Annotated in this window: 16 protein-coding genes and 1 riboswitch; of the genes, 2 read left to right on the forward strand and 14 right to left on the reverse strand. The window is 46.7% G+C overall.

Annotated features, from left to right (window positions below):
- Positions 1–44 precede the first annotated feature (44 nt).
- From FOT42_RS06565 to metK, 10 genes are all read right to left on the reverse strand, one after another.
- Entirely contained in the window at positions 45–1,292 is a 1,248-nt protein-coding gene (locus FOT42_RS06565; RefSeq protein WP_151889782.1) for a sulfate adenylyltransferase subunit 1, read from the reverse strand.
- A 9-nt stretch (positions 1,293–1,301) separates the two neighbouring features.
- Positions 1,302–2,210, reverse strand: a complete 909-nt coding sequence (gene cysD, locus FOT42_RS06570; protein WP_151890013.1) for a sulfate adenylyltransferase subunit CysD — start codon at positions 2,208–2,210, stop codon at positions 1,302–1,304.
- A 69-nt stretch (positions 2,211–2,279) separates the two neighbouring features.
- Positions 2,280–2,903 (reverse strand): phosphoadenosine phosphosulfate reductase domain-containing protein, encoded by a 624-nt coding sequence (locus tag FOT42_RS06575; RefSeq protein WP_151889783.1) that lies wholly within the window; start codon positions 2,901–2,903, stop codon positions 2,280–2,282.
- A gap of 11 nt (positions 2,904–2,914) precedes the next feature.
- Positions 2,915–3,178, reverse strand: coding sequence for a DUF2061 domain-containing protein (locus tag FOT42_RS06580; protein ID WP_151889784.1), 264 nt, complete (start codon positions 3,176–3,178; stop codon positions 2,915–2,917).
- A gap of 177 nt (positions 3,179–3,355) precedes the next feature.
- Positions 3,356–3,763, reverse strand: a complete 408-nt coding sequence (locus FOT42_RS06585; RefSeq protein WP_119619723.1) for an RrF2 family transcriptional regulator — start codon at positions 3,761–3,763, stop codon at positions 3,356–3,358.
- Between the two features lie 54 nt (positions 3,764–3,817).
- The gene (locus FOT42_RS06590) at positions 3,818–4,990 is read right to left on the reverse strand and encodes a trans-sulfuration enzyme family protein (protein ID WP_151889785.1); all 1,173 of its coding nucleotides are present in this window, start codon (positions 4,988–4,990) and stop codon (positions 3,818–3,820) included.
- A 40-nt stretch (positions 4,991–5,030) separates the two neighbouring features.
- Entirely contained in the window at positions 5,031–8,417 is a 3,387-nt protein-coding gene (thrA, locus tag FOT42_RS06595) for a bifunctional aspartate kinase/homoserine dehydrogenase I (protein ID WP_151889786.1), read from the reverse strand.
- A 40-nt stretch (positions 8,418–8,457) separates the two neighbouring features.
- Positions 8,458–9,738 carry an O-acetylhomoserine aminocarboxypropyltransferase/cysteine synthase family protein gene (locus FOT42_RS06600; protein ID WP_151889787.1) on the reverse strand — a complete coding sequence of 427 codons (1,281 nt, stop codon included), beginning with the start codon at positions 9,736–9,738 and terminating at the stop codon, positions 8,458–8,460.
- Positions 9,739–9,853: 115 nt separating this feature from the next.
- Positions 9,854–9,960, reverse strand: a riboswitch (SAM riboswitch).
- Between the two features lie 97 nt (positions 9,961–10,057).
- Entirely contained in the window at positions 10,058–11,995 is a 1,938-nt protein-coding gene (locus FOT42_RS06605) for a CocE/NonD family hydrolase (RefSeq protein WP_151889788.1), read from the reverse strand.
- A 111-nt stretch (positions 11,996–12,106) separates the two neighbouring features.
- Positions 12,107–13,360, reverse strand: coding sequence for a methionine adenosyltransferase (metK, locus tag FOT42_RS06610; protein WP_151889789.1), 1,254 nt, complete (start codon positions 13,358–13,360; stop codon positions 12,107–12,109).
- A gap of 332 nt (positions 13,361–13,692) precedes the next feature.
- Here metK and FOT42_RS06615 point away from each other — a divergent pair, with 332 nt between their 5' ends.
- Positions 13,693–14,319 (forward strand): deoxynucleoside kinase, encoded by a 627-nt coding sequence (locus FOT42_RS06615; RefSeq protein WP_151889790.1) that lies wholly within the window; start codon positions 13,693–13,695, stop codon positions 14,317–14,319.
- A 141-nt stretch (positions 14,320–14,460) separates the two neighbouring features.
- The gene (locus FOT42_RS06620; RefSeq protein ID WP_151889791.1) at positions 14,461–15,177 is read left to right on the forward strand and encodes an energy transducer TonB; all 717 of its coding nucleotides are present in this window, start codon (positions 14,461–14,463) and stop codon (positions 15,175–15,177) included.
- Between the two features lie 203 nt (positions 15,178–15,380).
- Here the strand turns inward: FOT42_RS06620 and FOT42_RS06625 are convergent, their stop codons facing one another.
- The 4 genes from FOT42_RS06625 to FOT42_RS06640 form a co-directional block, all read right to left on the reverse strand.
- Positions 15,381–17,774 carry a sodium-translocating pyrophosphatase gene (locus tag FOT42_RS06625; RefSeq protein ID WP_151889792.1) on the reverse strand — a complete coding sequence of 798 codons (2,394 nt, stop codon included), beginning with the start codon at positions 17,772–17,774 and terminating at the stop codon, positions 15,381–15,383.
- Positions 17,775–17,886: 112 nt separating this feature from the next.
- The gene (locus FOT42_RS06630) at positions 17,887–18,414 is read right to left on the reverse strand and encodes an inorganic diphosphatase (protein WP_151889793.1); all 528 of its coding nucleotides are present in this window, start codon (positions 18,412–18,414) and stop codon (positions 17,887–17,889) included.
- 76 nt (positions 18,415–18,490) lie between these two features.
- Positions 18,491–20,986, reverse strand: coding sequence for a DUF5686 and carboxypeptidase-like regulatory domain-containing protein (locus tag FOT42_RS06635; RefSeq protein WP_151889794.1), 2,496 nt, complete (start codon positions 20,984–20,986; stop codon positions 18,491–18,493).
- Positions 20,987–21,143: 157 nt separating this feature from the next.
- The gene (locus tag FOT42_RS06640) at positions 21,144–22,124 is read right to left on the reverse strand and encodes a pyruvate dehydrogenase complex E1 component subunit beta (protein WP_151889795.1); all 981 of its coding nucleotides are present in this window, start codon (positions 22,122–22,124) and stop codon (positions 21,144–21,146) included.
- Positions 22,125–22,222 lie beyond the last annotated feature (98 nt).

Here is a 22,222-nt window from a genome sequence, read left to right on the forward strand (position 1 = left end):
TATTAATAAAAATCACCCCTGCTTTTTCGCAATTCACAAAAATATTATTCTATGAAACCTACTCCTGCTGTATGATTGGTCCTACTGTCGATAATAATGAAGGACCCATTGGTACGGTGCTCCTTGAAACGATCATAAAAAATCGGCTTGTTCAACTTCAGGCGCACTTTGGCAATATCGTTCATATTGAGTGAGGACACATTTTCCTCAATACCCGAATAATCTGGGTGGATCTTGTGCTCAATGGCATCGACCTTGGCCAATGCTTTGTTTACACCATGTTGCAGCACATATTTCCCGCCGATGGTCAATTGATTGGAATCCATCCAAGAAACAGTTGCCGTCAATTGCTTGTCGATTATAGGAAGGTCCCCTACTTTCACCAACATATCGCCACGGCTCACATTCACCTCATCTTCCAACGTGATGGTCACTGAAGATCGACGTGGGGCCGTTTGATACTCTTTGTTGTAAAAATAAATGGCCTTGATCTTGGATCGGGTCATGGACGGCAAAACCACCACTTCATCGCCCACACTCAATTCACCTCCGTAGACTTTACCTGCAAATCCACGGAAATCGTGGAATTCCTCGGTTTTAGGCCTAATCACATATTGAACAGGAAAACGAGGTGTACCCACATTGTAGATATCCTGAAGATCCAATTCTTCCAAATGCTCCAACAGGGTCTGGCCTTTGTACCAATCCATGTTTTGGGAACGGTTCACCACGTTGTCGCCCTTCAGCGCACTCACTGGAATAAAGGTGATTTTTTGATCTTGGTAATCCCTTTTGCCCATCAATTCCTCAAAATCGGCCTTGATATCGTTATAGGCATCTTCGGAAAAACCGACAAGATCCATTTTATTGATGGCCACAATCACGTCTTTGACACGCAATAGGTTATTGATGAAAAAGTGCCTGTTGGTCTGCTCGATGACCCCTTTTCGGGCATCGATCAAAATGATGGCCGCCTGTGAGGTGGACGCACCGGTAACCATGTTACGGGTATATTCCACATGCCCAGGGGTGTCGGCAATGATGTAGCTTTTGGTTGCCGTGGAGAAATAGATGTGGGCCACATCGATGGTGATGCCCTGCTCTCTTTCCGCTACCAAACCATCGGTCGCCAGTGAAAAATCGAGATAATCGTACCCCTTTTGTTTGCTGGTCCGCTCGATGGCCTCCAATTTATCGTCGGTCAGGGATTTGGTGTCGTACAACAATCTTCCGATCAAGGTACTTTTGCCATCATCCACACTTCCTGCTGTTGCTATCTTTAAAACTTCCATTGTCTCTTCTTAAAAGTATCCTTGTTGTTTGCGTTTTTCCATGGCCGCCTCGGAACGTTTGTCATCGATTCGCGCACCTCTTTCCGAAATTTTTGATTCCCTGATCTCCGAAACCACTTTGTCGATGGTATCCGCATGGGATTCCACGGCTGCAGTGCAGCTCATATCACCCACGGTACGGAAACGCACGATTCTTTCCTCCACTTTCTCATCCTCAGCCCTGAAAACCACACCATCTTCTGCGGACCAGATCAGTCCGTCACGAAGGAACGTGTTTCTTTTGTGGGCAAAATAAATGGATGGAATTTCAATATTTTCCTTTTGGATATAGCTCCAGACATCCAATTCGGTCCAGTTGCTGATCGGGAACACCCGCACGTTCTGGCCCATTTCAATCTGTCCGTTCAACATATCGAACAATTCGGGACGTTGGTTCTTTTCATCCCATTGTCCAAAATCGTCACGAACGGAAAATATTCGCTCTTTAGCCCTTGCCTTTTCTTCATCACGTCTGGCACCACCGATACAGGCATCGAACTTGAACTCTTCAATGGCATCCAACAAAGTTGTGGTCTGCAACATGTTCCTACTGGCATATTTTCCAGTTTCTTCCACCACTTTTCCTTGGTCGATGGAATCCTGCACGTTCCGCACAATGAGTTCCACGCCCAATTCTTCCACCAGTTTATCCCTGAACTCTATGGTCTCCGGGAAGTTGTGGCCGGTATCGATATGCATCAATGGAAAGGGAATCTTTGCGGGCCAGAATGCCTTTTGGGCCAAACGGACCAACGTGATGGAATCCTTTCCTCCAGAAAACAACAGCACGGGTTTTTCAAACTGTGCGGCCACTTCCCTTATAATATATATGGCCTCATGCTCCAATGCATTGGCATTGGGCCTGTCGGCACTGTTGATTGTTTTCGGTTTTTTGATTTCTTCTGCGAGTGTACTCAAAGCTCTGTTTGTTTTTTAAGCGTTGGGGAATTAGGTATGCAAACCACATTCGCGGTTGGCCAATACTTTTGTGGGATCAAAATATTTGTGCTCGTTGGGCAGGCCGTGTTCCTTAAGGTAGGCATCCAATTGCACATCACTCCAATGATAGAAAGGGCTCACCTTCAGCACACCGTCCTTGCTCATGCTCAACACATCCAACGAATCCCTAAGGGCGGTCTGTCCTTTTCTAAGATTGGTGAACCAAACATCCGGTTTGTGCTCATCCATAGCTCTTCGGAACGGCTCCAATTTGACCTGCTCGGTAAATTCTTGGTGACGTGGATCATCTATTTGCGGAATCCCCATGACAGCATCACGGTGAGAGCTGGTCTGTTTGGGCACATACAATTTGATGTTCAGTCCCAAACGGGCAATCAATTCTTCGGCATGCTTGTAAGTCTGTGGCGTGTTGTAGCCTGTATCGCACCAAATGACCGGAGTGTTCCTGTCCACTTCGGTGACAGCATGCAGAATGGCCACTTCATAAGGTCGAAAATTGGTGGTCACAACCGATTTCTTTCCATGCTTAATGGCCCAAGAAATGATTTCTTCCGGCGGGATGCCTTTGAACTGGCGGTTCAGATTCTGTATTTCATCTTGCGTCAATGCCATATCCGTTCTATTTATTTACCCCATTTGATGGAGTTCCAAATTCTTTCGTGAAAAAAATAAAGCACCATTTTGGTGACCAATTCCACCAAACCAATTGAAAATGCCAAGCGAAGGGTTCCTGTAACGATCCATGATATGATGATGGTATCGATGGTTCCCACAATTCTCCAACTAACCGATTTTGCTATGCTCCGCTTCGGGCTTTCAGAGCTTTTATCCTTGGTATAGGTGCCTTGCTCTCCGTTACTTTTTACTATCAACTGGTCTGTGATCATCAGTATTATTATTTTCCTATCGACTTACTAGGAAATTCAAAAATAGAATTAAATTTCAAAACCACATGCAAAAGCCTTCTTAAATTTACTTTTATCCTATGGTTTTAGTAGATTATCGAAAATCAAAGTGGATTTTTAGAATATTCTCATCCTATCTTTTAAAAAAAGAAAAGAAATCTAGAGTATGTCGGCCAAGGTATTGTTCCTATAGACATCAAGGGCGCTGTCCCTGATCTGGAGCATCAGTTTGTGTACGGAACAGGTGGCCTCATCGGGACAATCGTCGCATTTTTCGTAGAAATTGAGGCTGACACAGGGCACCATGGCAATGGGTCCTTCCAATACACGCATCACGGTGGTCATCGGTATGTCCTCAGGATCTTTGATCAGATAGTACCCCCCGCCCTTTCCTTTTTTGGAGCCCAAAAAACCGTTCCTTCTCAAAGTGAGCAGGATACTTTCCAAAAATTTCTGGGAAATGTTCTCGTGCTTGGCAATCTCGGCAATCTGGACGGGCTCCTTACCTTTCGCCCTTGCGAGATAGGTAAGCGCCTTTAAACCGTATTTTGTCTTCTTGGAGAGCATCGCACGAATATAGCGAAAATTAGCAATCGCCTTTTAAAATATTCCCGGAATGCCCTATTCCAACGCTTGTTCTATATCCGCAATGATATCGTCTATGTGTTCCAACCCAACGGAGACCCGTACCATGCCATCTGAAATCCCGACCGATTCCCTATCTTCTTTGGAAAGTTTGCTGTGCGTAGTGGATGCCGGATGGGTGACGATGCTCCGTGAATCGCCCAAATTGGCAGAAAGGGAGAGCAATTCAATGCTATCAAAGAATTTTCTACCTGCATCCAACCCTCCTTTTACTTCAAAAGCCACTACACAACCACCCGCCTTCATCTGTTTTTTAGCAATTTCATACTGCGGATGCGACTTCAGAAAAGGATATTTCACCCAATCAATCTTCGGATGGTTTTCCAAAAAAGTGGCCAATTTCAAGGCATTTTCGCAATGTCTATCTACCCTGATCGCCAAGGTTTCCAGACTTCTAGAGAGCACCCAAGCATTGAAAGGGGACAACGCAGGACCTGTGATACGTGAAAAACGGTACACCTTGTCCATCAATTCTCCGCTACCCACTGTAATGCCTGCCAAAACCCTGCCCTGACCGTCCATCAACTTGGTCCCTGAATGAATTACCAGGTTAGCTCCGAACTTTATGGGCTGCTGCAGATAAGGCGTCGCAAAACAATTGTCAACAATAAAAATAAGTCCATATTTTTTGGCAATTTGACCCAACACTTCCAAATCCAGCACATCCACTCCCGGGTTGGTGGGCGATTCTGCATATAGAATCTTGGTATTGGGTTTGATCAACCCTTCAATGGACGAAAGATCGGTGGCATCAAAATAACTGGTGGTGATGTTCCATTTGGGAAAAAACTGGGTGAAGAGCGTGTGTGTGGAACCAAAAATACTCTTGGACGAGACCACGTGGTCACCTGAGTTCAACAAAGCAGCCAAGGTAGAGTACACGGCCGCCATGCCAGAGGCGAAGGCAAAACCGTTCTCCGCACCTTCCATTTTGCACACCTTGTCTATAAACTCCGAGGAATTGGGGTTGGAATATCTGGAATAGATGTTCCTGTCCTTCTCCTCGGCAAAGGAAGCGCGCATGTCCTCCGCATCCTCGAACACAAAACTGGAGGTCATGTAAATAGGACTGGAGTGTTCCAAATTCTGGCTACGCTCCATTTGTGTCCGTATCGCTTCTGTCTCGAATTTTTTACTGTTCTTTCTCATAATACACCCCTTAGGTCCCCTCAGGAGACAATTTAGTTTTTTAAATTTTCTCAGCTATTCTCAATATATCGCCAAAAACACCTCTGGCCGTGACCGCGGCACCTGCTCCGGCTCCTTGGATCACCAATGGGTTTTCGCCATAGGACTCCGTGTAAATCTCGATGATGGAATCGGAACCCTTCACCTGCCCCAACGCACTTTGCTTGGGCACGGAAACCAATTTCACCTCCAAAATTCCCTTGTCCTGTTGAAGGTCGCCATGCAAATCCCCCACATATCTGAGAACATGGCCTGCTTCTTGCTTGTTTTTTATTTCCTCGAACACCTTGTCCATCTCCCCGATCCGATCAACGAACCCATCAAAATCCAAGGTCTGCAATTCCTTTGGAATCAGGTTCTGCACTTCAATATCGGAAAATTCATTTTGAAGGTCCAACTCCCTTGCCAAGATCAAGAGCTTTCTACCCACATCGTTCCCGGAAAGGTCTTCCCTCGGATCAGGTTCTGTGTACCCACTTTTCATAGCCTCCTTCACGATGGCCGAAAACGAGGCCTCCTTTTCCGAAAAAGTGTTGAAAATATAGCTCAACGACCCAGAGAACACCCCTTTGATCCGGGTAATGTTCTCCCCCGAAAGGTGCAATAGCCTAATGGTGTCTATCAATGGGAGACCTGCCCCCACATTGGTCTCATACAGGTATTGCTTCTGGTTTTGGTCCAAGGATTTCCGGATGGACTTGTATTTCTCAAAACTCAGCGTATTGGCAATCTTGTTGGAAGAGACCAGGTCAAACCCTTTTCTGATGAACGGTTCGTAGTGCTCCACAAAAACACTGCTGGCCGTATTGTCCACCGCAATGAGGTTTTCCAAATGGTGTTGCTTGGCAAAGGCAGCAATATCCTCCACTTGGTAGGGCCTTCCTTCCTTCTCCAATCGCTTTTTCCAATCGGAACCAATTCCTGAAGCATCCAACAACACTTTTTTGGAATTGGCGACCGCAAACACACGAAGGCCAATTCCTTTCCTTGATTCTATGTTCTTTTCAGAGTCCAAGATCTGATCGATCAAGGTACCCCCGACATTACCATGTCCAAAAATGGCCAGGTTGATTCGCTTTGCGATGCCAAAAATCTGTCCGTGCACCACATTGACCGCCTTATGAAGGTCCGACTTTTTCACGACCAAGCTCACGTTCTTTCCCGTCACCGTGTTATTGAACAACAGGGGAATCACTTGGTTTTTGGCCAAGGCATTGAAAGGCCTGTGGAAACTGCTCAGGTCCATCCCCACAATGGAAATGACAGAAACATCTTTGACCACGGAAATTTGGTTGATGTCCTGTGATGAATAATCGGTTTCAAATTCCTGGTCCAGTACTTTTTTTGCCTTTTCCGCTTTGGATGCATCCACCACAAGGCCAATCCCCCTTTCGGACGATCCTTGCGAAATGATGCCCACACTGATGCCATTTTGGCCCAAGGCGCGGAAAATACGCATATCCACACCCACTTTGCCCAACAACCCCCTACCCTCTAGGTTGATGAGGGCCATGTGGTCCAGCACGGACAGGGATTTGATGCCTCCGTTCCCCGTCTTCGGTCCAATGAGCGTCCCTTCATTTTCATCATTGAAGGTATTGCAGATTCGAAGTGGGATGTTTTTTTCGATAAGAGGTATGATGGTCTTCGCATGCAGGATATTGGCCCCAAAATTGGCCAGCTCGTTGGCTTCCTCATAGGAAATCACATCGATCAAGCGGGCATCCTTTACCAAATCGGGATTGGCCGTAAAGATACCATCCACATGGGTGTAGTTGACCAGTTCCCCGGCATCCAGAAAGTTGGCCAGCAATGCCGCGGAATAATTGCTGCCGTTTCTACCCAAAGTCGTCGTGGATCCATCCCCGTTAGACCCAATAAATCCTGTGACCACGGCTATGGTATCGGTATCCAATTTGTGGAAATACCGTATCACATTTTCCTTGGAGGTCCGTTGGTCCACCTCTGCATTGCTAAAGGTGTCGTCGGTCTTGATCAATTTTCGGGAGTCCAACAGTTGTGCATTCAGCCCTTGGGCATTCAGCAAAGTGGTCACTACCTTGGCAGAGATCAGCTCGCCGTAGGACAACACCTCATCCTTGGTCTTGAGGCTATAATCCCCAGTCAGGGAAACCCCATTGAGTATTTTTTGGATGGTCTTTAGCTCTTCTTCGATATCGACCCCTGCAAAATCATTTTTTTGATAGGCCGCAAAATGGTCGAGGTCCTGTTGAAAATCCTTCCCTTTTGCCGCTTTGTCCAACAAGTCTTCCAACTCATCGGTGGCCTTACCACGGGCTGACACCACCACGGCAAAATGCTCTTTGTTCTCCGCCCTTTTGGCAATCACCTTCAGCACTCTTTCGATACCCTCGCCGTTGGCCAAGGACTTCCCACCGAACTTCAACACCTTGATGCGTTCTGTCTTTCCATTTTTCTGAAAAACGGTCTCCAACAGCTTTTCCAATTGTTCAAATTCCATCAAAAAGGCATCATGGCCGTGGAGCGACTGTACTTCACCATAGGTGACATTGGTGTTGGCCTGGGCCAATCGTTTAAAAGTCTCCCTATTTTCCTCTGCCGTAAAGAACAGATCGGAATTGACCCCAATGATGTGGATCTTCATGTCGCTTTCCTGCAATGCCTTGAAGGCATCATCCCCGCTACGGGTGATGTCGATGGTCTTCAGCAATTGGTTCATCAACTTGTAGGCGGACAACTGGAAACGTTCCTGCAACTTTTTCCCGTGGTGCATCAACCAGCTCTCCACATTGAAAACCTGAAGCTCTTCGTTCGTGCTCCGTTTGAACCGCTCCTTGAAGGATTCGGGCGTGCGGTAGCAGAGCATGGCATGCATACGGGCATCGTGCACCGGTTGTTTGGAATTCACGAGGAACTGCTCTTGAATCTGGCAATTGGCTATCAACCAATCCGTTGATTTCCAGTCAGATGCCACAGGAACCAAATGTTCTGTAATGTTGGGGTTGAATGCGGCCATTTCCCAGGCGATACCACCGCCCAAAGAACCTCCTATGATGGCGTACAGTTTTTCGATCTTCAATTGTTCCAGTCCCAAAAGAAACAGTCGGGCAATATCGCCCGCCACAAAATCCTTGTAGTTCTCGATGACAAAACCATCATACCCATTGCCCGGAATGTTGAAGGCCAAAATGGTATATTTTTCGGTATTGATGCATTTCCCTTCCCCGATCAGATCGGACCACCAGCCATTCTCCCCGGCAACATCGGAATTTCCCGTGAGGGCATGGTTCACCATCACCACCGGGGCCGAGTGCAGGGGCTGCCCGAACAATTGATAGGACAATTGTAGGTCCTGTACTTTGCCACTCTGGGTAGAAAATTGATCGATTTTCAAATACTGTAACATGAATGTGTACTGTGATTTATTCTTCTGTGTGTAAAAACAATTATTTTCCTATCCCAACAAATGCGTTTTCCAAATCGGCCTTCAGGTCGGATAGATCTTCCAAACCAACAGACAGTCGGATCAAGTCCTTGGTCACACCTGTTGATTCCTGTTGCGCATCGTCCAATTGTTGGTGCGTGGTACTTGCCGGATGTATGATGAGCGATTTGGTGTCCCCAATATTGGCCAAAAGAGAGAAAATCTTAGTTTCATCCGCTATTTTCTTGGCCGATTCAAATCCGCCCTTCACCCCAAAGGTAACAATACCACTTTGGCCATTTGGCAGGTACTCATCTGCCAGGGCCTTGTATTTGCTGGATTCCAGTCCAGGATAGTTCACCCAAGTGACCTCGTCCCTACTTTCCAACCATTTGGCCAGGGCCAAAGCATTTTCACTGTGCTTTTTCATCCGTATCTCCAAAGTTTCCAATCCTTGGATGATCTGGAATGCATTATAGGGACTCAAACAGGCCCCATGGTCACGTAATCCCTCGATCCGCACTTTGGCAATGAACGCCGCAGGGCCCAAGGCTTCGTGATAGACCAATCCATGGTAACCTTGCGAAGGTTCTGTAAATTCAGGGAATTTTCCATTGGCCCAGTCAAATGTCCCGGCATCAATGATCACCCCTCCCATGGTGGTCCCGTTCCCGTTGATGTACTTTGTCAAGGAATGCACTACAATATTGGCGCCGTGCGCAATGGGGTTCAACAGTGCCGGTGAGGCCACTGTATTGTCCACGATGAGCGGTACCTTGGCTGCTTTGGCTTCCTTGGAAATGGCTTTCAGGTCCAGTACGTCCAACTTGGGATTTCCCAAGGATTCCACAAAGAAGGCCTTGGTATTGCCTTGGACCGCTTTTCCAAAATTGGCAGGATCCGAAGGATCCACAAAGGTGGTAGTAATGCCCAGACGCGGCAAGGTGACATTGAAGAGGTTATAGGTTCCCCCATACAGGCTATTGGATGATACGATATGGTCCCCGGCCTTCAACAAGACCAACAAAGCGGTGTTAATGGCGGCCGTTCCCGAGGAGGTCACTACAGAGGCAATCCCTCCTTCCAATGTGGCCAACCGCTGTTCCAAGATATCGTTGGTCGGGTTGTTGAGCCTGGTATAGATGTAACCCGGCTCACTCAAGGAGAAAAGATTGGCGGCGTGGTCCGAATCCCTGAACACATAGGACGTGGTTTGGTAGATCGGCACAGCCTGCGTTCCTCCATTCGCGGCCACATCATGGCCAGCATGCAATGCATTTGTTGAAAATTTTTGATCACTCATGACTTTTGTTTTTTAAAAATTTTAAAATCGATAAAATAAAAAGTCAAACTCCCATGGTACATACTACATGGAAAAATCAAAAAGTTATAAGAAAGTGAAATCGAAAAGTCGATTGTCGTTATCTATTCCCATCGGGATAGAATGTAGCACCTTCTTGACATTGTGAGCCAAGGGTTGCTAAGGCTTCAAAGGGTCTATTCCCTCCACCTTTCTTGATAACTAATCAATACGTGTTTGAACTTCGTTGGGCAAATATACTGATGGAAAGATGGAATTTCCTAATCTTTCGGAAAAATTTCACCAAAACGTAGCCTGACTTCTATTTCAATACCGTGAACTCAATGTTCGAATCCGTGAAAACGGTATGGGTCTGTGTCTTGAAGTCCGATTCATCAGCCTTGAAGATATTCTCCACATAAGTTTGTGGGTTTAAATCGATGAGCGGGAACCAGGTACTTTGTACCTGTACCTGCAATTTGTGTCCCTTTTTGAAGGTGTGGAACACATCCTGCAACTTAATGTTCACATCCGTTTTTTGGTTGGGTGTAAACGGTTCGGGCTCGGAAAAACTGTTTCGGAACCGACCTCGCATCACCTCGCTCCTCACCATCAAATGGTAATTGCTCATCTTGAGATGGTTCTGCATTTCTTCATTGGTCTCGGCATCCGCTGGGTGCACGTCGATGATCTTTACGATCCAATCCGCGGCACTACCTGTTGTGGCCACTTTCAAATGGGCCAGGATATCCCCCGCCAAGGTGAGATCATCTTCCAGGACATCGGTTTCAAAAACGAGTACATCGGAACGTCTGGCCGCAAAGCGTTGGTCGTCCGTCATGTATTTTCGCGGAGTGAACACGGTCTTGATATCCTCGGAATAGGGCACTGGTTTTTTGATGTCACTGATGAACTGGATACCCGTTGTTCCATTTTGTGACTCGGTCAGCTCTTGGTCCTCGGAAAGGTACATGGTCTGCTTAGAGGCATTTTCTGGTGGCCAAGTATCATAGGTCTTCCATTCTTTTTTGCCCGTATCGAAAACATAAGCTTCGGGCAATCCTGAATTGGGACTTCCGTCTCCTTTTAAAAAGTGATTGAAGAATTTGGTTTCAATGTCTTTCTGGAAAAACAATGAAATGGAATCGCCAAAATAATAATTGCCCACTACGTTCCTGTCCACGCTTCGGGCCCAACCTCCGTGATCCCATGGACCAAAGACCATGGTATTGTAGTTGCCTTCATTGTATTTTTCAATGTTCTTGTAGGTCTCCAAGGGACCATACAGGTCTTCTGCATCGAACCAACCGCCCACAATCATGGTGGCCACACTGCTCTTCACATTTTTCAAATGTTGGATGAGGCCTTTGGACTGCCACATTTCATCATAATTGGGATGCTCCTTGAGCTCGTTCCAGAAATAATCATCGGTGACACCTTCGGGACGCATGGTGGGGGTGTCCGCTGTTTCGTATTCAAAAAAGTAGTCCAAGTTCTTCAATGGCCCTGCATCCAAGAAGAACTGGTATTGATCTTCCGTGGGAAGCTCGGGCAAGGTGTACCAAGCGGTATCAATGGGCTGGTCGCCATTGGGCCTGGGCGTCCCGAACAGGGAAGTGGCCCTGAAATAACTCAACAAATAGGCTCCATTATGGTGGAAATCATCAAAAAAGAAATCCCCGATACAGGCTTGGGGCGATGCTGCCTTCAGTGCGGGATGCGCATCCACTGTGGCATAGGTGGCGTAATACCCGGGATACGAAATACCCCATACACCGACATTACCATTGTTGTTCTCCACATTGTTGACCAACCATTCAATGGTGTCGTAGGTATCGGAGCTTTCGTCCACTTGGTCATTGGAGGTCTTGTTGGGAATATAGGCCCTCATGTTCTCATAGTGCCCTTCGCTGAGCCAACGCCCACGGACATCTTGGTACACGATGATGTTCCCTTCCTTCATCAAATGCTCATTGGGCCCGATCTTGGTCCTGAAATTTCCCTCCCCATAGGGCTGCGAACTGTATGGGGTCCGCTGCATGATAATGGGATACTTTTTGGAGGTGTCCTTTGGGGAATATATGGTGGTGTGCAGTTTTATCCCGTCCCGCATTTCAATGTCCACCTCTTTCTTGGTGTAATGGTCGGCCACATAGGTATCGACCGGTTTTTCTTCGGTCTTGACCGTCGTTTTTTTGCAGCTGACCGCCACAAATAGGAAACAGATACTCAGAAACAGGATTCTAACCGAACTTTTCATGCTTTTTAAATTTTGAATCCCTAAATCTACTAAAGTTCCCCAAAGTGTGCCAATAAAAAAGGAGCCCTTCCAAAAGAACTCCTTTCCATTTTTATGTGAATGAATATTGGGTTATAGGCCAAAAGCTGCTTTCACCTTGTCCACCATGTCCAGTTTTTCCCAAGTGAAGAGTTCCACTTCCTTTTCGATCCTTCCGTTGTAGGGAGACTCGAACACCTTGGTCAAGGTTTGGGGTTCTTTGCCCAAATGTCCGTACGCAGCGGTTTCCAGATAGATGGGATTGCGGAGTTTTAGGCGTTCCTCAATGGCAAAAGGCCTCATATCGAATAGCTCCGCGGCCTTCTTGGCAATCTCGCCATCACTTAGCTTTACGTTGGATGAACCATAGGTTTCCACAAAAATAGAGGTCGGTTCCACCACCCCGATAGCATAACTGACCTGTACCAAAATTTCATCGGCCACCCCGGCGGCGACCAAATTCTTTGCCATGTGGCGTGCGGCATAAGCGGCGCTTCGGTCCACTTTGCTCGGGTCTTTGCCACTAAAGGCGCCTCCCCCGTGGGCTCCCTTGCCGCCGTAGGTATCCACAATGATCTTCCTACCGGTCAATCCGGTATCGCCATGTGGTCCACCGATCACAAATTTTCCAGTTGGGTTGATGTGGTATTTGATCTTGTCATTGAAAAGTTTCTGGATATCCTCCGGCAACAACTTTTTCACTTCAGGGATAAGAATATTGATGATATCTTCCTTGATCTGGGCCAACATCATCTCATCCGAAGCAAACTCATCGTGCTGGGTAGAGACCACTATGGTATCGATGCGCTGTGGCACGTTGTCATCGGAATATTCAATGGTCACTTGGGACTTGGCGTCGGGACGCAGATAACTGATCCGTTGACCCTCCCTTCGCAAATCGGCAAGCACCTGCAAGATCTTATGTGAAATATCCAACGCCAAAGGCATGTAATTCGCCGTCTCCTTGGTGGCATAGCCGAACATCATCCCTTGGTCTCCCGCACCTTGCTCCTCTTTGCTGCCACGATCCACCCCTTGGTTGATGTCCTGTGACTGTTCGTGGATCAGAGAGATCACCCCACAGGAATCGCCACTGAACTTGTATTCGCCCTTGGTATAGCCAATATTGTTGATGACCTCCCTGGCAATGCTCTGCAGGTCCACATAGGTATGGCTCTTCACCTCGCCGGCCAAGACCACCTGACCCGTGGTCACCAAGGTCTCGCAGGCCACTTTGCTCTCGGGGTCAAAGGCCAAAAAATTATCCAATAGGGCATCACTGATCTGGTCCGCGATCTTATCCGGATGTCCTTCACTAACAGATTCTGATGTAAACAAATATGGCATTGTTCTTATTTAATGGAAGTATTCTGACAGATGCCCAGCAAAGAAGTTCGTAACCCTTGAAGAGTGGTGTCGGGCATTGCCCAACACGAACTGCTTTAGCATTTTTCTTGTGCCAAACCATTTTGGCCACGGAGGTTGCAATCAGTCAAATCTTTCCTCGTTCTGATGGGCAAAAGTACGTATTTGAATGATATTTCAAAACTTTGTTCCCTGAGGTTTGCCCGCTTTTCCATTTCGTCCAGTTTTTTTTCTTGAAGTGGATATACTTTGTATATTGCGCCGATTAGATTTCCCTAGTCCTCGAACACCAACATCATAAACACCAACATCTTATGCACATTGCTGTAGCAGGAAACATTGGCGCCGGAAAGACCACCCTGACCAACTTGCTTGCAAAACACTACAAGTGGGATGCCCATTTTGAGGATGTGGTGGACAATCCCTATCTGGATGATTTCTATACCCAGATGGAACGTTGGAGCTTCAACTTACAGATCTACTTCCTGAACAGCCGCTACCGACAGATCTTGAAGATCAGGGAAAGCGGGAAAGATGTGATCCAGGACCGGACCATTTATGAGGATGCCCATATTTTTGCACCCAACCTCCACGCCATGGGCCTGATGACCAACCGTGATTTTGAGAATTACAGGAGTCTTTTTGAGCTGATGGAAAGTTTGGTGGAGCCGCCGGACCTATTGATCTATCTCCGCAGCTCCATCCCCAATTTGGTGAACCAGATCCATAAACGGGGGCGGGACTATGAAAATTCCATTTCCATTGATTACCTCAGCCGGCTGAACGAACGCTACGAGGCCTGGGCCAATACCTATGCCAAAGGTAAATTGCTCATTTTTGATGTGGACGACCTGGATTTTGTATCCGATCCCGAAGACTTGGGCAAAGTCATCAACAGAATTGATGCGGAGATCCATGGGTTGTTCGACTCCAACAGCTAAGTCCAGTGTCAAGTTAAAAAAAGTTTGTCCATTCCCTCACCCAAACGACCAGTTCCCTCATTTCTTTTTTTAATAGGTTGATTTTCAAAGTAGTTTAGACCAACTGTTAACTACGCCCTTTGGGCCAAAAACTTGAAAATCATGGAACCGAAAAAGAACCGAAAACTGGACCCCAACCGAAACAGCCTGCTCTATTTTTTTGTGGGAATGACAATGATGCTGCTTATGGCCTTTTTGGCCTTAGAGTGGAAGACCTTTTATTCCAGTGACGAATGGGACAGAGCCACCCTGAAGATCCAAGACGATTTGATCGAGGAAGTACCCATCACCATGCAAAAATTGCCTGACCCGCCCAAACCGAAAATCATTACTCCTCCTAAAATTGAAATAGCGGATGATGATGAGAAAATCGAAGAAACTGTAATTGAGGCAGTAGACCCCAATCAAGATACCGAAATCGCTGAAATCGAAGACATTGAAGTAGCGGAAGAGGAAATTAATGAAGAAATTCCAATAGTTTTGGTCGAAAAAGCCCCTGTTTTTCCTGGATGCGAAAACGAAACGACCGAAGAAGACAAACGGCAGTGTTTTCAGGAAATGATGCAAAGACATATTCGGAAGAATTTTCATTATCCAGAAAATGCACTTGAGTTAGGATTAGAAGGCAAAATTGCAGTAATGTTTACCATAGAGAAAGACGGCAGTATCGGGAATGTTCGTTTACGTGGACCACATAAAAGTTTGGAAGCGGAAGCGGCCCGGATCATTTCCAAATTGCCAAGCATGACACCAGGTAAACAAAGGGGCACTGCCGTCAAAGTTTCTTATGCCATTCCCATCACTTTTAGATTGAATTAATCGTTGTGTATTTTGACCAGAGTTTGTCAGTTCGAGTGATTTTTCAAAAGAAAAATGTATCGAGAACCAGAATTTCACGTTCAAAACCTTCAAAATACACAACGGGTTAAGCTAATTACGTTCAAGGTCACATCCTTTAAACCGACCTCCATAAAAAAACCACGCCAAGGCGTGGTTTTTTCAGCTTTAAGGTAAAGCAAGCGCTAATTCTTTGCCTTAGCACTGTTTTTATAGGCTTCCACCAATTTTTCTACTTCTTCCTTGGTGTCGGCGACAAATTCTTTGGTCTCTTCCACCAACTCACCATCGACCTCAGTGCTTGAGGTAACAACAGCTTTGTAGGCTCCTTCGGCGGTATTGCTCATTTCGATACGAATCTGCTTTTCAATGGTTCTGGATTCTTTCATACCATCCTCAGTAATCGTAATGGTAGTTCCATCTTCCTTGGTCATGCTGACACCATCTGCAGGGGATAGGCTCACCAAACTTGGGGCGATTACCAGTGCCACAACGGACATCAATTTCAACAAGATGTTCAATGATGGTCCTGAGGTGTCCTTGAACGGATCTCCAACAGTATCGCCGACCACTGCTGCCTTGTGGGCATCAGTTCCTTTTCGTCCATCTGCTTCAATCATTTTCTTTGCGTTGTCCCAGGCTCCCCCTGCATTGGATTGGAATATCGCCATCAATACCCCGCAAGTGGTCACACCGGCCAAGAGGCCCCCAAGCATTTCGGCCCGTCCTATAAAACCAACGGCCACGGGTACGGCAATCGCCAATAATCCGGGCAACACCATCTCTTTGATAGAGGCTTTTGTGGAAATGGCCACACATTTCTGATAATCGGCATGTCCATCCGCCGCATCAAAAATAGCTCTGTCCTCGGTAGTCGCTTTGGACATATCAGAATCATACTTCCGCATTACGGCCAAAGCAGCGTTGAGCTGTGGGATATCCTTAAACTGGCGACGGACTTCTTCGATCATGGCCATCGCAGCCCGCCCTACTGCCTTCATGGAAAGGGCAGAAAATACGAAGGGTAGCATTCCCCCAATCAAAAGCCCGGCCATCACCTTCGGTTTTGAAACATCAATGGATGTAACATTCGCAACCTGCATAAATGCGGCAAACAGTGCCAAAGCGGTCAAAGCGGCCGATGCAATGGCGAAACCTTTACCAATAGCAGCCGTAGTGTTCCCAACAGCGTCCAATTTATCGGTCCGTTCACGGACTTCATGTGGCAGTTCTGCCATTTCAGCGATTCCCCCGGCATTATCGGATATCGGTCCGTATGCATCAACGGCCAATTGGATACCAGTGTTCGCCAACATACCCACGGCAGCGATTGCAATTCCATAAAGGCCCGCAAAATGGTGCGAAACCAAAATGGCGATCGCTATCAATACAATTGGTATCATCGTCGACATCATACCTACTCCAAGGCCTGCAATGATATTTGTTGCGGCACCCGTTTCAGATTGGCGCACGATCGAGCTCACTGGCTTGGTTCCAGTACCTGTATAATATTCTGTTATCTTGCCAACACCCAAACCGGCAATAAGTCCTGCTATGGTGGCCCAAAAAATTCCCATGGCCCCATATGGTAAACCTTCAACAGATTCCGGGATCATGGCATTTATTATAAAATAGGAGGCTATCACCATCAAAATGGCCGAACCAAACTCACCAATGTTCAACGCTGTCTGAGGATTTCCCCCATCTTTTACTTTCACAAAGAAGGTTCCAATGATCGACATCACTATACCCACGGCAGCCAATACCAATGGAAGGTAAACCGCACCCAATCCTTCAAAATCTGGAGTAATGATAAACGCTCCCAACACCATGGTACCAATGATAGACCCTACATACGATTCGAACAGATCCGCTCCCATCCCGGCAACATCACCTACGTTATCACCCACATTATCCGCAATGGTAGCAGGGTTCAAAGGATGGTCTTCGGGTATTCCTGCTTCCACTTTTCCGACGAGATCCGCCCCTACATCGGCAGCTTTGGTATAAATACCGCCTCCAACACGGGCAAACAAGGCTATCGAGGATGCTCCCATGGAAAATCCTGTAAGTACGTTCAAGACCATCGACAAGTTATCTGCGCCTGGCCATATTTCCTGATACATCCAGAATAAGGTACTCAATCCCAGAACACCAAGACCTACAACTCCAAGGCCCATAACGGCCCCTCCGGCAAAGGCGACTTCCAAGGCCTTGCCCAAAGATGTCCTTGCTGCATTTGTGGTCCTGACATTGGCCTTTGTGGCCACTCTCATCCCAATGAACCCTGCCAAGGCGGAACAGATGGCTCCTGCAATAAAGGAAACAGCCACCATACCATTGGAGCCGACCTCATTGCTCCCTTTGAAGAACAACAGGACAGCAACGGCCAAAACGAAAATGCTGAGTATTTTATATTCTGCCTTTAAGAACGACATTGCCCCATCCGCAATGTTCTTGGCAATCCGTGCCATTTTTTCGTTACCGACCTCTTGTTTGGAAATCCATACGTTCTTAATGAAAACGTACAACAGGCCCAGGATACCAAAAACGGGCAGAAATTTTACGATCAAATCCATAATTTGAGTTGTTTAAGAAATTTTTAACGGCTGCTAAAGTAGTAAAATACGAAGTAATAAAAAAAATACGCCATTGTTTATAAATGGCGTATTTTTTTATAGCTATTATTACCTATATGGTATAGGTGCGTTTCTTTTTGTGCTCACTGTCATCATAGCGTTTCACACATTCGTGGTAAATCTGGATGGCCTCTTCCACACCACCCCAACCTCCGGTGTCCACTTTCTTTTTTTCAAGGTCCTTGTACACTTGGAAAAAGTGCTCTATTTCCTTCAACCTGTGCGGGTTCAGTTCACTGATGTCGTCCCTCTTGCTCCAGATGGGATCGGACACGGGTACACATATCAATTTTTCATCGGGTCCTTTTTCATCGGTCATGTGAAAGACTCCAACAGGCTTCACCTCCATCACTACCATCGGATAGGTAGGCTCCGTTCCCAATACGAGTACGTCCAATGGATCTTGGTCCAAGGCCAAGGTCTCCGGCACAAAACCATAATCGCCAGGATACATCATAGAAGAAAAGAGGGTACGGTCGAACCGTATTTTATGTAACGTAAAGTCGTATTCGTATTTGTTTCGGCTACCCTTTGGAATTTCGATGAGTACATCAAAGGTGACTGTTTGCTTTTTGGACATTCTTGAAGTTTTAATTTGATGCAAAAATAACCAGTATGGCTGGAATAGGGCAAATAAATTGCTGTATTCACATCAATTAAAAGTTAAATCCGAAAGTTCCCGTGATTCCGAAGCGGCGGGCATCGGGATTGTCCAAATAATTGCCCCTGAAATTAAAGTCGATCCGCAATATCTTGAAAATGTTCCCCACCCCGACGGAGTATTCCCAATAGATCTGGTCTTCCGGGGCCATCAAGGGGATGTTGGCGGGTGCGCTCAGCGCAATGTTCTCATCGGACAATTGCCCCCAAGCTCCCCTCAGCCCTACTATTTCACGTAGGTTGAGTTTGCGCAACATGGGAATCCGAGAAAATAGGCGTCCATTGAAGTTGTGTTCCAAGTGCACGGTCGCATAGGTATCGGTCACAAACTCATAAAAATCGAGGTTGGGAAACACGTTGTACAGCGAGAAAAGGGTCTGGTTACCGGGAATGACGCTCAATAGACTCAAAGGCACCTCACCAAAGGTCTTGCCCAGTTCCACACTGCTCGTCAATCGGCCCAATCCCCCTATCTGCCAGGGCTGTCTGTACGAAAACTGCAATCGTTCGTAATCGAAATCACTTTCCAGAAAACCGCTTATACCTTTGGTATAGTTGAGTACCAGGGTGCTGTAATTATCGTTGATATTGGCCCTCTCCACCCCATAGCCAATGGTCCGTTTGCCCGGCGTATAGATCAGCGTGGTGGTCAGGTCCATCTGTTTCACTTCGGAAGATACGCCCGTGGGGGAACTGGGATCCACATAATCCAGATTGAAGGCTTCGGGCAATGCGGAACTCAGTGTACGGAACGAGCTGCCCACACTGATCCGAAAATTTTTCACAGGCTCCATCTCCACATTGAAGGTGGACAGGTTGATGTTGGTGAGCCTATTGTTGGAACCGACCGTGACCAAGGAAGACGAGGCAATGCTCCTCCCCAGGACGTCATTGGTACTGGTGAGACTGAGGCCCAACTGCTCTATGTCCCTTCGGTTTCCGCCGGAAATCATGAGCCTGCTCTTTCGGTCCAGCAGAAACTTGCCCGAAAAGCCGTGTTTGAACTTCTTATCGTCAAAACCGTAGGCCATGTAGCCTTCCAGACGCCAAGTGTCATTTTGGCCAAAATAGGTCCGTGCACCGCCCCGCAAACGGATTCCTTCGGCATCGTTATAGCCAAAAGTGCTGTAGATGTCCCCTATGTCGATGTTCCATTTATCGATTTCGACATAGCCCGAACCCAAGATGCTGACAATATCGTAATAGGTCCTGAACTTGGGCACGGTCTTCAGGGTGTCCAGCAACTTGAAAATCCCGGACTCGTCATCGTTCAGGTTTTCCAAGCGGGCATTTTTCCAGAACACACTGTCCTGCGAGAACACCCTTGGGTCATAGGGGTCGGAGACCGCCTTGTAAAATTCCTCTGGGCGGTTGGTGTTGAAATTATAATTGTCATAGACCGTGGTCCGTTTGCCATACACTCCTTTTGATGTTTCCTTTTTGGAAAAACTGAAATCGCTCAGCATATAGTCCCGCTTGAGCAAAAAGACCGAATCGCTCACCACATTGAATTCCTGTTCAATATAGATTTCCTTCACCCAATTGATGTTGGCACTTTTCGTGACCTGCATGTTGATCTTCTTGATGGCGAAGGTGGTGTCGTTCACCCAAAAATCCCCTTTGAAGGTAAGTTCGTTCTTCCGTCTGGGGTAATAGATGATGTTGTAGCACCACTTATTGTCGATAAAAGTACTGTCCGAAAGCACATAATTATAAGTGTCAATCCCTGTTTTGGAGAGGGGACTGGTGAAACTCTTATCGAAAAATTTCAGGTAGTTGTCATAAATGTCATAGTCCGAATACAGGTCCTCCACAAAAGCGGTGATGGCCTGGTTGCCACTGAACCCGGAACTCTTGTTGCCCAGAACGTCTTCTTTTTCCTTTTCGAGGGTGTTGTCGCCATACACTTTTGAGAAGGTTTCGTTCAAAAAGATGGGGAGGTAGGTTTTCCCCGTGATCCGGGACGTGTCCAAGTCCTCGAACATGAACTCCAATCCCTTGAAGAGTTTACTTTTTATCAGGGCACTGTCGATCGTATTGAGGTCAAACTCCACCTTTTCGTATTTGTCATACTGGTATTGCTTGAACTTCCGAACCCCGTTCACTCGCTTTTTCTCCCATATTTTTCTAAGGATATCTATGGCCGGATTGTTCTTTTTGGATTGTTTTCCGGTATAGACCACCACTTCCTTCAACTGTTCGGCGGATTCCGTCAGCACAATTTCCATCCCATAGTTCACTTTTTGTGTGAGTGGGATTTCCTTGGATTCATACCCTATAAAGGACACCTTGATGGTCTTATAGGTATTGTCCGATTCAAAATAAAAACGGCCATTGTCGTTCGTGATGGTGCCTTCGGATGAGCCCGTGAAGATGATATTGGCAAAGGCAATGGGCATTCCCGATTCATCCTTCACGATTCCCTCGATCTTGGTCTGGGAAAAGGCGGTTAAAAAACTAAGGCAGAAAAAAACAAGGAGATATCTTTTCATGTTCAGATATATGGGACAATTAGGGAGAACCACCAAAGGTTTCCCGTTTTTAATTTCGGTCAAATTTGGTTCAAAAGTAGTTTCCTATCAAAAATTGTTCCCTAAAAAAGCCCCGCCAACTCTGTTGACGGGGCTAATATACCTTACAAATAGGATACTATAGCTTATATAACACTTTCTTAACAGCCTTGATCACATCCTCGTGATTGGGCAACCATTCGGCCAAAAGTACGGGCGAATAAGGTGCTGGCGTGTCTGCAGTGTTTATTTTTACGATAGGTGCATCCATATAATCGAATGCCTTGTCCTGAACATGGTAGATGATTTCAGTGGCCACGTTACCAAATGGCCAGGCTTCTTCCAAGATCACCATCCTGTTGGTTTTCTTCACGGAAGTGATGATGGTATTGATATCCATTGGACGAACGGTACGCAAATCGATGATCTCGCAGCTGATGCCTTCCTTTTCCAATTCTTCGGCGGCCTTGTAGGCCTCCTTGATGATCTTTCCAAAGGAAACAATGGTCACATCCGTTCCTTCCCTTTTGATATCGGCCACACCCAAGGGAATGGTGTACTCTCCCTCTGGAACCTCACCTTTGTCTCCGTACATCTGCTCGGATTCCATAAAGATCACGGGGTCGTCATCACGAATGGCGGATTTCAACAAACCTTTGGCATCGGCTGGGTTGGATGGCACCACTACCTTAAGTCCGGGGCAGTTGGCAAACCAACTTTCAAAAGCCTGGGAGTGCGTAGCGGCCAATTGTCCCGCAGAAGCCGTTGGCCCCCTGAACACAATGGGACAGTTGAACTGACCAGCCGACATTTGGCGGATCTTGGCAGCGTTGTTGATGATCTGGTCAATCCCCACCAAGGAGAAGTTGAAGGTCATGAATTCTATGATGGGTCTGTTCCCGTTCATGGCAGAACCAACACCGATACCGGCAAAACCAAGCTCCGAAATGGGGGTATCCAGCACGCGCTCGGGGCCAAACTCGTCCAACATTCCTTTGGAAGCCTTGTATGCACCGTTATATTCGGCAACTTCCTCGCCCATCAAATAAATGGTGTCGTCCCTTCTCATTTCCTCGCTCATGGCCTCGGCTATGGCTTCCCTGAATTGAATTGTCTTCATTATATCGTACTAATATGATTCGTTGGTATGCTTAAAAATGCAAGCAAAAATAGGAAAAACTAAAAGAACAAAGCTTTGCATGAAACCAAAAAAAGAAC

Origin of the sequence: Flagellimonas hadalis (genome assembly GCF_007785775.2) — a bacterium.
GTDB classification, from domain to species: domain Bacteria; phylum Bacteroidota; class Bacteroidia; order Flavobacteriales; family Flavobacteriaceae; genus Flagellimonas; species Flagellimonas hadalis.